The sequence below is a fragment of the Modestobacter versicolor genome (assembly GCF_041028285.1).
GTDB lineage: Bacteria > Actinomycetota > Actinomycetes > Mycobacteriales > Geodermatophilaceae > Modestobacter > Modestobacter versicolor_A.
The window spans coordinates 39,977-55,925 of sequence record NZ_JABGDB010000001.1 but is presented as its reverse complement, the minus strand read 5'-3'; the positions used below and the strand labels follow the sequence as shown (position 1 = coordinate 55,925).

At 74.9% G+C, this 15,949-nt stretch carries 11 protein-coding genes and 1 tRNA gene; all 12 read right to left on the bottom strand.

Annotated elements, in window-relative coordinates; all coding sequences use genetic code 11:
• Positions 1–53 precede the first annotated feature (53 nt).
• The 12 genes from HL054_RS00275 to HL054_RS00220 all read right to left on the bottom strand — a co-directional run bounded on the left by HL054_RS00275 (position 54) and on the right by HL054_RS00220 (position 15,916).
• A complete protein-coding gene (locus HL054_RS00275; protein ID WP_369136679.1) occupies positions 54–4,604 on the bottom strand; it encodes a PKD domain-containing protein in 4,551 nt (1,516 codons plus the stop codon).
• Between the two features lie 256 nt (positions 4,605–4,860).
• Entirely contained in the window at positions 4,861–5,595 is a 735-nt protein-coding gene (locus HL054_RS00270; protein ID WP_369136678.1) for a polysaccharide deacetylase family protein, read from the bottom strand.
• A complete protein-coding gene (locus tag HL054_RS00265; protein ID WP_369136677.1) occupies positions 5,592–6,818 on the bottom strand; it encodes a glycosyltransferase family 4 protein in 1,227 nt (408 codons plus the stop codon). Before HL054_RS00265 ends, HL054_RS00270 begins: the two co-directional genes overlap by 4 nt.
• Positions 6,815–7,495 (bottom strand): hypothetical protein, encoded by a 681-nt coding sequence (locus tag HL054_RS00260; protein ID WP_369136676.1) that lies wholly within the window; start codon positions 7,493–7,495, stop codon positions 6,815–6,817. Before HL054_RS00260 ends, HL054_RS00265 begins: the two co-directional genes overlap by 4 nt.
• Positions 7,492–8,253 carry a CDP-alcohol phosphatidyltransferase family protein gene (locus tag HL054_RS00255; protein ID WP_369136675.1) on the bottom strand — a complete coding sequence of 254 codons (762 nt, stop codon included), beginning with the start codon at positions 8,251–8,253 and terminating at the stop codon, positions 7,492–7,494. The genes HL054_RS00260 and HL054_RS00255 overlap by 4 nt, the downstream gene beginning before the upstream one ends.
• A complete protein-coding gene (locus tag HL054_RS00250; protein ID WP_369136674.1) occupies positions 8,250–9,527 on the bottom strand; it encodes a DUF1972 domain-containing protein in 1,278 nt (425 codons plus the stop codon). The genes HL054_RS00255 and HL054_RS00250 overlap by 4 nt, the downstream gene beginning before the upstream one ends.
• A gap of 175 nt (positions 9,528–9,702) precedes the next feature.
• On the bottom strand, positions 9,703–11,196 hold the full coding sequence (locus HL054_RS00245; protein WP_369136673.1) for a sugar transferase: 1,494 nt from the start codon (positions 11,194–11,196) through the stop codon (positions 9,703–9,705).
• A gap of 224 nt (positions 11,197–11,420) precedes the next feature.
• Positions 11,421–12,008 carry an aminoacyl-tRNA hydrolase gene (gene pth, locus HL054_RS00240; protein WP_369136672.1) on the bottom strand — a complete coding sequence of 196 codons (588 nt, stop codon included), beginning with the start codon at positions 12,006–12,008 and terminating at the stop codon, positions 11,421–11,423.
• Positions 12,009–12,089: 81 nt separating this feature from the next.
• The gene (locus HL054_RS00235; protein ID WP_369136671.1) at positions 12,090–12,785 is read right to left on the bottom strand and encodes a 50S ribosomal protein L25/general stress protein Ctc; all 696 of its coding nucleotides are present in this window, start codon (positions 12,783–12,785) and stop codon (positions 12,090–12,092) included.
• A 467-nt stretch (positions 12,786–13,252) separates the two neighbouring features.
• Positions 13,253–14,233, bottom strand: a complete 981-nt coding sequence (locus tag HL054_RS00230; RefSeq protein WP_369136670.1) for a ribose-phosphate diphosphokinase — start codon at positions 14,231–14,233, stop codon at positions 13,253–13,255.
• Positions 14,230–15,765 (bottom strand): bifunctional UDP-N-acetylglucosamine diphosphorylase/glucosamine-1-phosphate N-acetyltransferase GlmU, encoded by a 1,536-nt coding sequence (glmU, locus tag HL054_RS00225; RefSeq protein ID WP_369136669.1) that lies wholly within the window; start codon positions 15,763–15,765, stop codon positions 14,230–14,232. Before glmU ends, HL054_RS00230 begins: the two co-directional genes overlap by 4 nt.
• A 75-nt stretch (positions 15,766–15,840) precedes the next feature.
• Positions 15,841–15,916 (bottom strand) — tRNA-Gln (locus HL054_RS00220).
• Positions 15,917–15,949: the final 33 nt, after the last annotated feature.

The window sequence follows — 15,949 nt, the reverse complement described above, 5'->3', positions numbered from 1 at the left end:
GCGTCACCCGAACTGGTGGTCCGCGGGGCCGCCGGAGCGGCCCCGCGGCCCGGTCACGCGGCCGGCGTGACGCTGATCTCGGCGAACCGCACGTCCACCGGGGCAGTGGCGCTGCCCGAGAGGTAGGCGGTCAGCCAGACCGAGCCCGCCGCCTGGAGGCCGGCGGTGGTGTCGGTGCCGGTCAGCGTCGGCGTGGCCGGCTCGGCCGTGCCGGCCGCCCACACCGTCGCCGACAGCTCCGTGGCGCCGACACCGGAGGCGACGACCCGCACGTTGAGCACGGTGCCCGGCGTGTAGGTCAGGCCCGGCAGCACGAGCTCCTTGCCGATGAGCACGTCGGCGGCGGTGCCCTCCTGCTTGACCAGCGCGACGCCCACGGTGCCGTCGGCGAGGAACCGGACCCGGCCCTGGTAGGCCACGTTGGCGTCCACCCGTCGGGCACCGACGTAGACCATCGCGCCGCCGCCGGTCGGGACCGAGGACAGCGAGACCGCCGTCTGCACCTGGACGCTGGTCTCCGCCACACCGGTCAGGTACGACCCGGTGTTGGTGCCCTTGGCCAGCGCGAACGTCGCGGCGCCGTCGGACACCGACTGCCGGGCGGCACCGGCGCTGACGACCCAGGCACCGCCGTCGGCGGTGGTGCCCAGACCACCGGTGACGGTCCGGTCGAAGCTGTCGGCGGCGATGACCTCGGCCGGCTCCTCCGGGGTCACCGGGACGACCGGCGCGGTGACGGTCACCGTCTGCTGGGTGCGGCCGGTGGCGCCCTTGTCGTCGGTCACCGTCAGGGCGACGGTGTAGGTGCCCGCGGCGGTGTAGGTGTGCGCCGCCGTGGCACCGGTGCCGGTCGAGCCGTCACCGAACTCCCAGGCGGCCGAGGCCACGGTGCCGTCGGCGTCGGTGGAGCCGGCGCCGTCGACGGTGACGGTCAGCGCGTCCGTGGTCGCGGTGAAGGCGGCCGTCGGGGCGGTGTTGACCGGCGGGACCGGCGTCGTCGGCGGGACCGGCGTGGTCGGCGTCGTCGGGGTGGTGGGGGTGGTCGGCGTCGTGGGAGCCGCGCCACCGACCGGGACGGCGCTGAACGAGGTCAGCCGGAGGGCGACCGGGCTGGTCGCGCTGCCGGACAGGTACCCGAGCAGGCCCACGCCACCGGCCGCCTGCAGCGCCGCGGTGGTGTCCGTGGCGGTCAGCGTCGGGGTGGCCGGCTGCGTCGTGCCGTCCGCCCACACCGTGGCCGACAGGGTGGTCGGGCTGGTGCCCTGCGCCTGGACGTCGACCCGCAGGACGGTGCCGGCGGTGTGGGTGACGCCCTTGAGGACGACCTCCTTGGCGATCACGACCGCGTCCGTGGTGCCGGCGAACCGGACCAGCGAGACCCCGACCTGGCCGTTGGCCAGCACCCGGACCTGCGCGGAGTAGGAGGTGTTCAGCGCGACCTGGCGGGCGGTGACGTAGACGAACGCACCGCCGCCGGTCGGCTGGGAGGCCAGCGAGAAGGACGTCTGCACGTCCGAGCTGGTCGCCGACACGGTGCCCAGGTAGGCGCCGGTGTTGGTGCCCTTGGTCATCGCGAACGTCGCCGTGCCGGCGCCGACCGACTGGCGGGCGGCACCCGCCGAGGAGGTCCAGGCACCGCCGGTGTCGGCCGTGCCCAGGCCGCCGGTCACCGTGCGGCCGAAGCCGTCGGCGGCCAGGACCGTCCCGACGATCGTGACCTGCTGGGCGGTGGTGGTGCTGGCGCCGTCGTCGTCGGTCACCGTGAGGGACACGGTGTAGGTGCCGTCGGCGGCGTAGTCGTGCGAGGCCGTGACGCCGGTGCCGGTGCTGCCGTCGCCGAAGTCCCAGCGGTGGGCGGCGACGGTGCCGTCGCTGTCGGCGGACGCGGAGGCGTCGAACGCGCCGGTCCGCCCGCCGGTCACCGCGGAGAACGCGGCGGTCGGTGCGACGTTCGGCGGGGGTGCGACCACCGACACGGCCGTCGTCCGCGAGGTGCTCGCGCCGGCGTCGTCGGTCACCGTCAGCGTCACGGCGTAGGTGCCCGCGGCGGCGTAGGTGTGCGTGGCGGTCGCACCGGTGCCGGTGCTGCCGTCGCCGAAGTCCCAGGCGTGGGCGGCCACGGTGCCGTCGACGTCGCTGGAGCCGCGGCCGTCGAAGCGGGCGTCGAGGAAGGTCGACGTCGCGGTGAAGGCGGCGGTCGGGACCTTGTTCAGCGCCTTGCCGGTGGTGGCGACGGCCACGTGGCCGGCCAGCTGCTGGGCGGTCAGCGCGGTCGGGTAGACCGCGACCTCGTCGACGGAGCCGGTGAAGGTGCGCGAGCCGGACCACACGGAGTCCGAGCCGATCCGCCAGTAGCCCTTGAAGGCCTGGGCGGAGGTGGCGTCGGTGCGCGAGGCGACCTGCGTGCCGTCGACGTAGAGGACCAGGCCGCTGGCGCTCAGCGTGGCGGCGACGTGGTGCCACTTCCCGTCGTTGTAGGAGCCGGTGCTGGTGACGGTCTTGACCGCGCCGTCGTAGATGCCGAAGGAGACCCGGCCGTTGGCGTCCATGAACGCCATCCGGTCGTAGCTGCTGCTGGTCCCGGTCGTCGAGTTGCCGAAGCCCACGATGCGGCCGCCGGTCGTCGAGGTCGTGTTGACCCAGGCCTCGACGGTGAACGTCTGCGGGCCGTTGACCGAGGTGCGGGTCGAGGCGAACGACGAGGTGCTGTTGGAGAAGGTGTACGCGGTGTCGGCGTCGCCGGTGAGGGCGCCGGCGGTGCCGCGGGTGACCACGCTGCCCGTCGTCATGTCGGTCGTGCCCTCGAGGTCGAAGGCGGTGGTGCCGGAGGCCTCACCCAGCGACCAGAGGTCGGTGGCACCGTCGGCGCGGACGACGTCGGCGTAGGGGCGGGCCTGGCCGGCGGTGGCCACGTCGGCGGTCACCAGGGCGGACCGGGCGACGTTGCCCATCGGGTCGGTGGCCGTGACGCGGTAGGTGTGCGCACCGGCGGACAGGCCGGTGTCACCGACCGCCATGGCCGGGGTGTTCCACCAGGTCGAGGCCTGCGCGATCTCGGCGAACGGCGTGGTCGCACCGTCGCGGTAGACCCGGTAGGTCAGGTTCTCGTTGTCGTTGTCGCTGGTGGCGGTCCAGCCGACGCGCACGGCCCCGGCACCGACGGCGGTGACGGTCGGCTTGATCGCCGCGGCGTCCGGGCCGACCTTGTTCGGGGCGATCGAGGGGACGGCGAAGCGGACGAGGCCCTGCTGGGTCGCGCCGTTCACCCGCGGGAACTCGCCGCCGTAGACGACGTACTGCCCGTTGCCGGTGACCGACCAGCCGGCCTGGTACTGGCCGGTGTAGGTGCCGGTGGCGAAGGAGGGGAACCAGTTCTGCAGGGCCGGGGCGGGCTTGCCGGCGAAGGCCGCGTTGGCGATCGTGGCGCTGCCGTTGACGCCGACGGCGGCGGTGCTCAGCGCGGTGCCGAACTTGAAGACCTGCGGGTTCTGCTCGGGGAAGCCCCCGATGTTGGAGCACTGGTGCGCGTGGCTGGCCAGGTACAGCGACCCGCCGGCCGGGTAGCTGGAGTAGGTGTCGCCGCGGCAGGTGCTCGCCCAGACCAGGGCGCCGCCGTCGGCCTGCGCCGCGAAGGCGCTCTCCATGTTGCCGGGGCCGTAGAAGTCGTAAGCGGTGCCGTAGACCGTGCCGCCCTCGGCCGAGAGGCTGTAGACGGCCGAGTTGACGCCCTGGTTGGTGAGCAACTGGTTGACCGCGAAGGTCCGCGTCTCACCGCTGACCGCGTCCAGGGCGCCGATGCCGGTGGCCTTCTGGCCGTTGAGGGAGTCGAAGCGGCCTCCGGCGACCACCTGGGAGCCGCCGCCGGTCACCAGCAGGGCCATCACCTCGGTGCTGGTCTGCTGGTTGCGCGGGTCGTTGTTCGGCAGCCGGTTGCCGCTGGTCGTGCCGACCCCGGGGACCGGGGCCCAGGGCAGCAGCGAGCCGTTGGCCGCCGACACCGCCGCCAGGCTGGTCCGGCTGGTGGTGCCGACCGCGGAGATGCTCCCGCCGAGGTAGACGGCGTCGGAGGTGGCGGCGAGCGCGCGGACCTGGCCGGCGACGCTGGGCTTGAAGTCGGCGACGAGCTGGCCGGTCGCGGTGTCGTAGGCCGCGACGCGCTTGCGGGTCTGGCCGTTCGCGGTGCTGAAGTCACCGGCGACGTAGATGCGGCGGCCGTCGGGCGAGGCGGTGAGCGCCAGCGCCTGGGCGTTCAGGTCGGGGGCGAAGGACGTGATCAGCTGACCGGTGCGGATGTCGTAGGCCAGCATGTTGTTGCGGACCGTCTCCTGCGTGCCGGCGGCGGCGCCGGCCGGGCGGGCGGAGGTGAACTTGCCCGCGACGTAGACGGTGTTGCCCACGACGACCTGCGCCCAGGCGACGCCGTTGATCTGCACGGTGGGCAGCGCGTCGGCGGTGACCGTGACCGGGGTGGCCACGTTGGTCGGGTCCAGCGGCGCGGAGTCGGCGAGTGCCGCCGGTGCCGTCCCGAGCACGCCGATCGCCAGCGCCAGTCCCACCGCTCCCGCGATGGACCGCGCGGCGATGGTCGCCGTCCTTGCCCTCATGCTCGTGTCCCGTCCGTCGTCCCCCTGGCGCCCGGTCGGGCTGCGCAGTCGATGAACACTAAGCGTGACGAGAGCGGCACCACCAGGGTGAACGCGTCACCCGATACGGTACGAAACCCCAGCTCAGCCGCGAGTGTCACCCGGACGGCGTAACCGAGTGTGACCCGGGAGGGTCAGGTGCCGGACGCGCCGGAGCACCGCCGCCGGGGACCCCGGAGGCGGTGGGTGCGGGCCGGGGCAGCCGCCGGCCGGGGCGTCAGCGGCCGTGCTGGCGGAGCTGGTGCCGGGCCATCCTCGCGACCAGGTGCGCCGCCGTGTCCCGCGGGCTCACGTAGCAGCGGGGCAGGGTGAGCCGGTCGCCCGGCTCGTAGTCGCCGATGACGCAGGCGTTGTCGTAGCCGGCGGCCGCGACCGCGTCGACGGCGTCGTCGTCGCAGGCGCCGTAGGGGTAGCAGAAGCTGGTGACGTCGTCCTGGAGCACGTCCTGGAGGACCCGCCGGCTGCCGGCGACCTCCTCCTGCAGGGTCGCCGCGGCGGTGCCGACCAGCCGTTCGTGGGTCATGGTGTGGCTGCCGACCTCGTGGCCGGCGGCGGCGACCGCGCGCACCTGGTCCGCGCCCATGATCGGCAGCTGCGGACCGGTGTCCCACGCGTTCGACCCGTCCATCCGGCCGGCGACGACGTAGAGCGTGGCGCGCATGCCGTGCCGCTCGAGCACCGGCAGCGCGTGCTCGCCGAAGTCGGTGTAGCCGTCGTCGAAGGTGAGCGCGACGAGGCGCCCGGCCTCCCCGCGTTCCTGGGCGCGCAGCAGCTCGGAGAGCCCCACCCCGCGCAGGCCCAGCCGGCGCAGCAGGCGCAGGTGCCGGTCGAGCCGGTCCGGGTGCACCCGCAGCCGGTGCGGGTCGGGCCCGGTGGACGGGCTGATCGAGTGGTACATGAGCACCGGGCGGACCCGCAGCGGCGTCCGGGTGCCGGTGGTGGGCAGGCTCATCGGGACCCTCCGGCGGTCGTGACGGCGGACGGGTCGACCGGCCGGCGCGGGGTCGGCAGCGGCGGCACCGCGACGTCCCGGTGCCCGCTGAGGGCGGCGACCACCCCGACCAGCTGCTCGGCGTAGTGCTGCTGGGCGTGCCGGGTGCGCGCCTCGGCGGCGTCGGCCACCGCGGCGCGGCGGAACGTGCCCCAGTCGGTGACGACCCGCTGGACGGCGTCCGCCCAGCGGACGGCGTCCCCCGGCACGACCGCCTGGGCGCTGGCGTAGCCTGCCGCGGCCTCGCGCAGCCCGCTGCCGTCGCTGACCACCAGGGGCCGGGCGGCGAGGACCGCCTCGACGGCGGTGAGCCCGAAGGACTCCTCCATGACCGACGGCACCAGCACGACGTCGCTGGCGGCGAGCGCCGGCCAGACGGAGCTGCGGAAGCCGAGGAACTCCACCCGGTCGGTGAGCCCGGCGCCGGCCACGGTGGCGCGCAACTCGTCCTCGAACCACTCGTAGCCCTCGAAGACCGAGCCGAGCAGCTGCAGCCGGGCGTCGACCCCGCGGGCCAGCAGCTCCTGCAGGGTGGCGACGGCGACCTGCGGGCCCTTGCGCGGGGACAGCCGCCCGACGAACAGCAGCCGCACCGGGCCGTCGAGCTCGGCCCGGGGCGGGACGACCTCGTCGGGGGCGGTGACGGCGTTGTAGACCACCGTGCTCCGCCGGCGCAGCCAGGGCGCGGTCTGCGCCAGCACGTCGAGGGAGAACCGGCTGTTGGCGACCACCCGGTCGGCCAGCGCGGGGCAGACCGCCATGCCGATCCGGAGCAGACGCGGGGCGGACTGCTCGGCCTCGTGCACGTGGCAGACCGACCGTCGGCCGGCCAGCCGGGCGAGCAGCGGCCAGGACGGCAGGGTGAGCGTGTTGACGTAGACACCGGCCTCGCCGGCGGACCGCAGCAACCGGAACGCCGGGACCGCACCGAGCACGGCGTCGGCCAGCAGCCGCAGCGCCCCCCGCGGCCGCAGCGCCGAGTTGCGCAGCACCGGCATCCGGCAGGTGACGACCCGCAGCCCGCGGGACCGGAGCTCGCCCACCAGCGGCCCGTCCCCGGGCAGCGCCACGGTGACGTCGAACCGGGTGGCCAGCGCGGACGCCGACGCCGCCAGCACCCGGTCGGCGCCGTAGAGCTCGGCGCCGGGGTGGACGACCAGGACGCGGGGGCGGGCCGTCGTCACGCCGCAGAGCCGGTGAAGACGAGGATCGGTGCGCCGGCCTGGTAGCCGACCGACAGCGTGACCTCGCCCCGGTCGGCCGGGGCGATGCTGAAGACGTAGGTGCCCTCGGCGGTGGCGCCGGCCGCGACGGTGCCGGTGAACGGCGCCGCCGAGGCGTCGCCGACCGGGGACGCGGGCACGAGCTCCGGGCCGGAGGCCAGGTCGACCGCCACTCCCCCGAGCGGCACCGGCCCGGCCGTGCCGTTGGTGATCCGGACCGTCACGCGCAGCGCGGGGCCGGACACGTTGCCGGGGCCCACGGCGGTGGCGTCGATGCCCTCGAGCGCGACCACCTCGGCGGTGATGCCGTTGCCGACCGCGGCCGGCTGGTCGAGGGCGACCGGGACGAGGCTGGCCGGCGGCTCGTCGGCGTCGGCCGTCGGACCGGTGGGCTCGGGGGTGACGGCGACCGGGGCGACGCTGGTCGGCGCGGCCGCGGAGGGGGCCGCCGGCGTCGGCGCGGCCGGGGTGCTCGTCGCCGCCCCGGACCCGGCCGCGGCCGGCGACGGCTCGTCGTCGGTGCCCGTGGTGAGCACCAGGGTGACCACGGCGGCGACGACCACCGCCAGCAGCGCGCCGAGCAGCGTGAGCCGGCGGCGCGACCAGCGCCCGGCCGGGGTGTCGGAGGGGACGTTCATCGCGGCAACCTGCCCATCTCGCGGAACCACTTGACCGAGGCGAGGGCCAGGAAGGCCGCCATCGCCACGAAGAGCGCGGTGTACACCGACAGGAAGACCGTCGGCGCACCGAAGAGCACGAACACGCAGCACAGCAGCCCGTAGTCGGTGGGCAGCACCAGCAGCGACCGGACCACGCTGGGCCGCTCACCGCGCTGCTTGGACCGGATCGGCACGCCGTGCTGGGCGCGGAGCGCGTCGTTGAGCATCGTGCCGAAGTACAGGACGGCGTCGACGACGCAGTAGCCCAGCGGCACCAGCAGCCAGGCCGGGTCCAGGTCGGCGAACCGGTACAGCCCGACCAGCACGGCCAGGTGCAGGCTCGAGGCCTTCACCGCGTCGACCATGTGGTCCAGCCACTCCCCCGCGGGCGAGCCGCCGCCGCGGAGCCGGGCCAGCTGGCCGTCGGCGGCGTCCAGGGCGTAGCCCAGCACCAGGCAGGCGGCGACCGCGACGCCCATCGGCCAGGACGGCGCGACCAGCGCGAGCGTCGCGATGCCGGTCGCCGAGAACACGGCGCTGACCGCGGTGACCTGGTTCGGGGTCAGCCCGAGGTGGAAGGCGACCGCGGCCAGGACGCGGCCGAGCTTGCGGTTGACGAAGCGGGAGTACGCGGGCGCGCCGAGCGCGCCCTTCTGCGCGCCGGACAGCCGGGCCAGCGTCTGCCGGAAGGTCTCGGCCGGCGCGGGCGGGGCCGCCGGCTCCAGGACGGTGCTCACGACTGGGCTCCCGTGGTCGTGCGGACGGCGGTCTCCGGGGCGGCGGCGGACCGGGGCGACGGCACCGGCGGCTTTCCGAGCTGCCGCACCGGGGCCGGCGCCGGGTCGACCGGGGCGCTGCCGGTGCGGCGCCGTCCGCTCGGGCGGGAGCGCGGGAAGTCCCGGGCGGCCAGCCGCCGGCACAGCGTGCCGTAGCCGGACGCGACGTCGTCCCAGTCGTACCGGGCGGCCAGCACCCGGGCGCGGTCGCCGTCCCGGCGGACCCCGGCGGGGTCGGCCTCGGCGGCGGTCACCGCGGCCGCGACGTCGTCGGCGGTGCGGAAGTACCGGCCGCTGGTCTGCAGCACCTCGCGGTTGAACGACACGTCGAAGGCGATGGTCGCCGCGCCCGCGCCGATGGCGCGCAGCAGCGAGGGGTTGGTGCCGCCGACGGAGTGGCCGTGCAGGTAGGTGGCGCAGTGCGCGTACAGCTGGTCGAGGAGCTCCTGGTCCCAGAGGCCCCCGAGGAAGCGGACCCGGTCGTCGGCCAGCGCGTGCACCCGGGCGGTGTACTCGTCGGCGTAGGGCGCCGAGCCGACCACGACCAGGGGCAGCGTCGCGCCGCTGCGGCGGTAGCCGTCGACGATCACGTCGACGTGGTTCTCCGGCTCGAAGCGGGCCACCGCGAGGTGGAAGCCCCGCGAGGTCAGCTCGACGTCGGCCAGCTTGTCCGCGGCGCCCCCGGTGATCGCCGGTGCGCCGTAGGCGAGCAGCTCGGTGGGGGCGGCGAACTCGTCGCGGTAGTAGTCGGCGATGCCCTGGGCGTCGGCGATGAGCGCGTCGGACCAGCGCACCGAGAGGGCCTCGACCATCCGGTAGTAGCGCCGTCCGGCGCCGCCCCACTTGGCGCGCTGCCACTCCAGGCCGTCGACGTGGGTGGCGACCGGGATGCGCGCGGCGCGCAGCAGCGGCAGCCACGGGGCGTTGGCCGCGTTGAACACGATCGCGGCGTCGACCCGGTGGGCGAGCAGGTGGGCGACCGAGAGCCCGGTGTGGCTCAGCGTCTCCAGCGACCGGCGGCGGAGGGCGGGCAGGTGCACCAGGCGCATGCCCAGGTGCGTGCTCGGCCGCGGCTGGCCCGGCGCCGTCCGGCAGTAGACGACGACCTCGTGGCCGGCGTCGACCAGCCGGCGGCCCACCTCCTCGACGGCGGTCTCGAAGCCGCCGTACCGCGCGGGGACACCGCGCGTGCCGACCAGCGCGATGCGCAGTCCGTCCGACGTGCTCCGTGGCATGGGTGCCGCTCCTTCTCCGCGTGCATCGGCACTCGTCGGGGCCGGCCGCCGGAGCGGTCCGGCACCACGGGACGGTGACCAGGCATTTACTGGATCGACACTGCCCGTCACGGAGCGTGTCGTCACTGGATCGGCGGACGCCGTCACCCGGACGGGGTGACACTCCGCATGCGGCTCAGTACGCCCCGGAGGCGGACACCACGGCGCGGGCGGTCTTCCAGAGGATCTGCACGTCGAGGGTCAGCGACCAGTTCTCGACGTACCGCAGGTCCAGCCGGACGGCCTCCTCCCAGGGGAGGTCGCTGCGGCCGGAGATCTGCCACAGCCCGGTGAGGCCGGGCTTGACCAGCAGGCGGCGGCTGACCGAGGAGTCGTAGCGGGCGACCTCCTGCGGCAGCGGGGGCCGCGGGCCGACGAGGGACATGCTGCCGCGCAGGACGTTGACCAGCTGCGGCAGCTCGTCCAGGGAGAACCGGCGCAGCCAGCGACCCACCGGGGTGACCCGCGGGTCGTGCCGCATCTTGAACAGCAGGCCGTCGGCGTCGTTGCCGTCGGAGAGGCTCGCGACCTGCTGGTCGGCGCCGGGGACCATGCTGCGGAACTTCAGCATCGCGAACGAGCGGCCCTGCAGGCCGATCCGCTCCTGCCGGTAGAACACCGGGCCGGGGCTGGACACCCGCACGGCGAGGGCGAGGGCGGCGAGGACCGGGGCGAAGAAGACCAGCGCGGCCAGCGCCACGGACCGGTCGATCGCGCCCTTGACGACGCGGCGCCAGCCCTCGAAGCGCGGCTGCTCGACCGACAGCAGCGGCAGCCCGTCGAAGGGGCGGATGTGCAGCCGCGGCCCGGCGACCTCGACCAGCCCGGGGGCCACCAGCAGCTCCAGGCCGCTGCCCTCCAGCTGCCAGGACAGCGTGCGCAGGTACTCCGCGGCGGTCTCGCTGGCGGAGGTGACGGCGATCGTGTCCGCCCCGTGCAGCCGCGCGGTGGCGAGCACCTCCTCGAGGCCGGCGACGGGCAGGTCGAGCGCCCGGGCGACCCGGCTGCGGTCGTCGGGGGTCACGCAGGCGGCGACGACGTCGAGGCCGGCGTGCCGGTTGCGGCTCAGCCGGTCGGTGAGCTCCAGCACAGCTCCGCCGCGGCCGACGACGACGACGCGCTTGAGGCTGCGCCCCTGCAGCCGCTGGCGGGCCAGCAGGAGCCGGGCGAGGTAGCGCTCCAGGACGGTGGTCAGCGCCAGGGCCGGGACGGCGACGACGACGAGGCCGCGGCTGAGGTCGAGCTCGGCGGCGTAGCTGACGAAGCCGAGCCCGGCGAGCAGCACCAGGCCCGCCCGGCCGATGCGGCGGAACTCGTCGCTGCCGATGCCGAAGGACCGCTCCTCGTAGGCGCCGACGACGGCGAGCAGCGCCGGCCAGGCCAGCACCAGCGCGAGGCTGGCCCACAGCAGCCCGCTGCCCGGCAGCGGCCCGTCGGCGGCGGCGAGCACGACCGCGGCCGTGCCGGCGGCGAGCAGGGTCTCGGCCGTGACCAGGCCGGTGCGGTGCCGGCGGGCCCAGTCGACGTCGGTGCGCGGCACCGGGACCGCGGCGGCCGCAGCCGGCGGCGGCGCGAGGGTGAGCCGGACGTCCCGGGGGGCGGGCAGCACGTGGCCATCGGTGGTGCGCATCTCGGTCCGCTGGACGAGCAACGTTCCCCCTCGGTGTCGGCCGTCACCGTGGGTGACGGGTGCTCCGACTCGTGGGTCGATCCTGCGCTGTTCGGGCTGGGGTCGAGGCGTCGAAGCCCCGCAACCGTCACAGAAGGTGAGCAACGGCAGCAACGCGCACCGGCTGCTTTCACCCGATGGGGGCCGACGGCGGCCCGATCACCACCCGTGCGTGCGACCGGGGCTCACGAACGGGGGTGCACCACGTTCTGCGCCGCCTCGAGGCCACGTTCGAGCAGCAGCTCGGTGGCGTCGGCCGCCTCGACGACCAGCAGGTCGAGGGTCTTCCGCTCGGTGGCGGAGAAGTCCTTGAGCACGAAGTCGGCCGGGTCCTGCCGGCCGGGGGGACGACCGATCCCCACCCGCACCCGCAGGTAGTCCTTGGTGCCGGTCGACCGGGAGATGGACCGCAGGCCGTTGTGGCCGCCCTCGCCCCCGCCGCGCTTGAGCCGGACCGCCTCGAAGGGGATGTCCAGCTCGTCGTGCAGCACGACCAGGTCGGTGGCGGGCAGGTGGTGGTAGTCGAGCATCCCGCGCACCGGTCCACCGGACTCGTTCATGTAGGTCAGCGGCTGGGCCAGCACCACCCGCCGGCCGGCCAGCCGGCCGTCGCCGGACAGCGAGCGGGCCCGGGGGCCCTTGCCGGGCGACAGCCGCACGCCGGCCCGGCGGGCGAGCTCGGCCAGCACCATGGCGCCGACGTTGTGCCGGTTGCCGGCGTAGCCGGGGCCGGGGTTGCCCAGGCCGACGACCAGGAACGGCCCCTCGGACACCGGGTCGGGAGACGCCGCAGGGGCGCCGGCGGTGCCGGCGCCCCTGCGGGTCGTGCTCTCGGTCAGTCTCGTGCTCCGGTCTCAGCTGTCGCTGGACTTCTCGGCGGAGTCCATCGACTCGCCGCTGCCCTGGTCGGCGGGCTCCGGGACGACGTCGCCGTCGGCGTCGGACTCGTCGCGCTCGATGCCGGCCTCGGCCTCGGCCTCGGCGAGCTCCTCCTCGAGCTGGGCGGCGGTCGGGGCGCCCAGGAAGCCGATGACCAGCGCCTCCGGGTCGGTGATCAGCGTGGCGCCGGCCGGCAGCGGCAGCTCGCCGGCGGTGATCCCGTTGCCGGCGGTGCGACCGGTGATGTCGACCTCGATCGACTCCGGCAGGTTGGTGGCGTCGGCCTCGAGGGAGACGACGTTCAGCTGGTGGTTGCTGATGGTGTCGGGGGCCGGCTCACCGGTGATGACGACCGGGACGTCGACGGTGGTCTTCTCGCCGCGGCGGACCAGCAGCAGGTCGACGTGCTCGTGCACCCGGGAGATCGGGTCGCGCTGCACGGCCTTGGTCAGCGCCAGCTGGTCCTTGCCGTCCAGCTCGACGGTCAGCAGCACGTTGGTGCCGCCGTTGCGCAGCGCCGCGGCGAACTCGCGGGCCGGCAGCGACAGGTGGACGACGTCCTGGCCGTGCCCGTACAGGACGGCGGGGACGCGACCGGCCCGGCGGGTGCGGCGGGCCGCGCCCTTGCCGAAGTCGGTGCGGGGCTCGGCGACGAGGCGGAAGTCAGCCACGGTGATTGCTCCTCAACAGGGTGGATCGGGTCTGTGCGCCCGGCGCACGAGCGCGGCACACCCTGGAGGGCAGACGCACGTCGATCACGGAGCAGGCCGGAGCCCCTCCCTCGCCGGGCAGTGCCAGCCAGGTTACACGCCACCCAGACCCCCTCCCCACGCCAACCCCCGGCGTGGGAAGACGCGCGAAAGCGCGGACGTGGGAAGACGCGCGAAAGCGCGCGTGGGAAGACGCGCGAAACCACCCGTGGGAAGACGCGCGAAACCGCGGGTGGGGGTCGGACCGCCGTCCCGGAGGGACGCCTGCCGCCCCGGTCGCGGCGGCCGGAGGCTGCCCGACCGGGACGGCAGCCGGTCCGGCGGCGACAGCACGGGGCCCGCAGGGTCCCTGCTGGCGCCGCGACCAACAGCTCAGCGAAGGCCGGGCACGGCTCCTGGCCGCGGTGGGAGCCCGGAGGGCGACAGTCCTACGAAGCCCCGCCGAACAGGCTCGTCACCGAGCCGTCCTCGAAGACCTCCTTGATCGCCCGGCCGAGCAGCGGGGCGATGGACAGGACGGTCAGCTTGTCGAAGCGGCGCTCTGGCTCGATCGGCAGCGTGTTGGTGATGATGACCTCGCTGACCCGGCTGTTCTTGAGCCGGTCGACCGCGGGGCCGGAGAGCACGCCGTGGGTGGCGGCGATGATGACGTCGGCCGCGCCGGCGTTGAACAGGGTCTCGGCCGCCTTGGAGATGGTGCCGCCGGTGTCGATCATGTCGTCGACCAGGATGCAGACGCGGCCCTCGACCTCACCGACGACGCGGTTGGCGACGACCTCGTTGGGCCGGGTGACGTCGCGGGTCTTGTGGATGAAGGCCAGCGGGGTGCCGCCGAGCTTGTCGCTCCACCGCTCGGAGACGCGCACCCGGCCGGAGTCGGGCGAGACGACGGTGAGGTCGCGGTCGCCCCACTTGCGCTTGACCTCGTCGATGAGCAGGTCCATCGCGAAGAGGTGGTCGACCGGGCCGTCGAAGAAGCCCTGGATCTGCGCGGTGTGCAGGTCGACGGTCATCAGCCGGTCGGCGCCGGCGACCTTGAACATGTCGGCGACCAGCCGGGCGGAGATGGGCTCGCGGCCGCGGTGCTTCTTGTCCTGGCGGGCGTAGGGGAAGAAGGGGGCGACGACGGTGATCCGCTTGGCCGAGGCGCGCTTGAGCGCGTCGACCATGATCAGCTGCTCCATGAGCCAGGTGTTGATCGGCGCGGTGTGGCTCTGCACCACGAAGGCGTCGCAGCCGCGCACCGACTCCTCGAACCGGACGAACAGCTCACCGTTGGCGAACTCGTAGGCCGCGGTCGGCGTGGGGGTGACCCCGAGGTGCCCGGCGATCTCCGTGGTGAGCTCGGGGTAGGCCCGGCCGGAGAAGAGCATCAGGCTCTTGTTGGTCGTCTGCCGGATGGCGCTCATGGCTGTCCCTGCTGTTCGTCGTCCGTGGAGGGGGCCGTCGACCCTGCGTGCTGAGTGTCGGTCGCGGGCCCGGGGGCTGCACTCCCAGCTGCTGCTGCCGCCTCGGCTGCGGGCGTGCCCGGACGCCGTCGTCCGACCCAGCCTGCCACATTGCGCTGGCGCCCCCGGGCGATGCCCATGGCCCCCGGCGGGACGTCGTCGGTGATGACCGACCCCGCCGCGGTGTAGGCGCCGTCGCCCACGGTGACCGGCGCCACGAGCATGGTGTCCGAGCCGATCCGGACGTGGTCGCCGATGGTCGTGTGGTGCTTGGCGACCCCGTCGTAGTTCACGACGACGGTCGCTGCGCCGATGTTGCTGCCCCGGCCGATGGTGGCGTCGCCGACGTAGGACAGGTGCGGCACCTTGGACCCCTCGCCGACCTCGACGTTCTTGGTCTCGACGAAGGCGCCGACCTTCGCGCCGCGGGCCAGCCGGGTGCCGGGGCGGCAGAAGCTGAACGGCCCGACGGTGGCGTCGGGCCCGATGACGGCGAGCTGGCAGTGCGACCGGACGACCGACGCCCCCTCACCGACCTCGGTGTCGGTGAGCGTGGTGTCCGGGCCGACGGTCGCGCCGGCGCCGACGAGGGTGGCGCCGAGCAGCTGGGTACCGGGGTGCAGCACCGCCTCGGGGGCCACCTCCACGGTGACGTCGACCCAGGTGGTCCGCGGGTCGACGACGACGACCCCGGCGCGCATCAGGTCGTCGAGCACCCGGTCGTTGAGGGTCCGGCGGCGCTCGGCGAGCTCCCGCTGGTCGTTGCAGCCCAGCACGTCGTCGGCGTCGTCGGCGCGGACGGCCGCGGTCGGTGCGCCCCCGGCGACGAGCGGGGCGAGCGCGTCGGTGAGGTACTGCTCGCCCTGCGCGTTGGCCGAGCCGAGTCCGGCCAGCACCCGGCGCAGCGTGCCGGCGTTGGCGACGTAGACCCCGGCGTTGATCTCCCGGATCGCGCGCTGGTCGTCGGTGGCGTCGCGCTCCTCGACGATGGCCTGGGGTGCGCCGCGCTCGTCGCGGACGATGCGACCCAGCCCGGCCGGGTCGGCCACCTCGGCGGTGAGCACGGTGAAGACGCTGCCGGCGGCCCGGTGGGCGGCCACCAGCGCGGTCAGGGTGCGGCTGGTCAGCAGCGGTGCGTCGCCGTTGACGACGAGGACGGCGCCCTCGAGGTCGGGCAGCGCGGCCAGTGCGACCTCGGCCGCGTGCCCCGAGCCGAGCTGCTCCTCCTGGACGACGGCCTGGGCGTGCGGGGCCGCCTCGGCGAGGTGCGCGACGACCTGGTCCCGGCCGGAGCCGACGACCACGACCGTCCGCTGGGCCCGGAGCGGCTCGGCAGCGGCGAGCACGTGCCCGAGCATCGACCGGCCGCCCAGGCGGTGCAGCACCTTGGGGGTGCCCGACCGCATCCGGGTGCCCTGCCCGGCGGCGAGGACGACGACGGCCCCGATGCCCCCGTCCGTGGCGGTCGTGGACGGCGTCTCCTGCTGGCTCACGTGGCTCCTCGCGACGACGTGTGCTGCGGCTGCCCCGCCCCGGTGGAGCGCAGGTCGGCCGGCCACAGCGCGGACTGGCTGGGGGACTCGGACTCGAACCGAGACTGCACGGCTCCAAAGGCCGGCGGGCTGCCGATTACCCCATCCCCCATCACCGGCCCGCCGGGCAGAAGCGCGGCGGCCC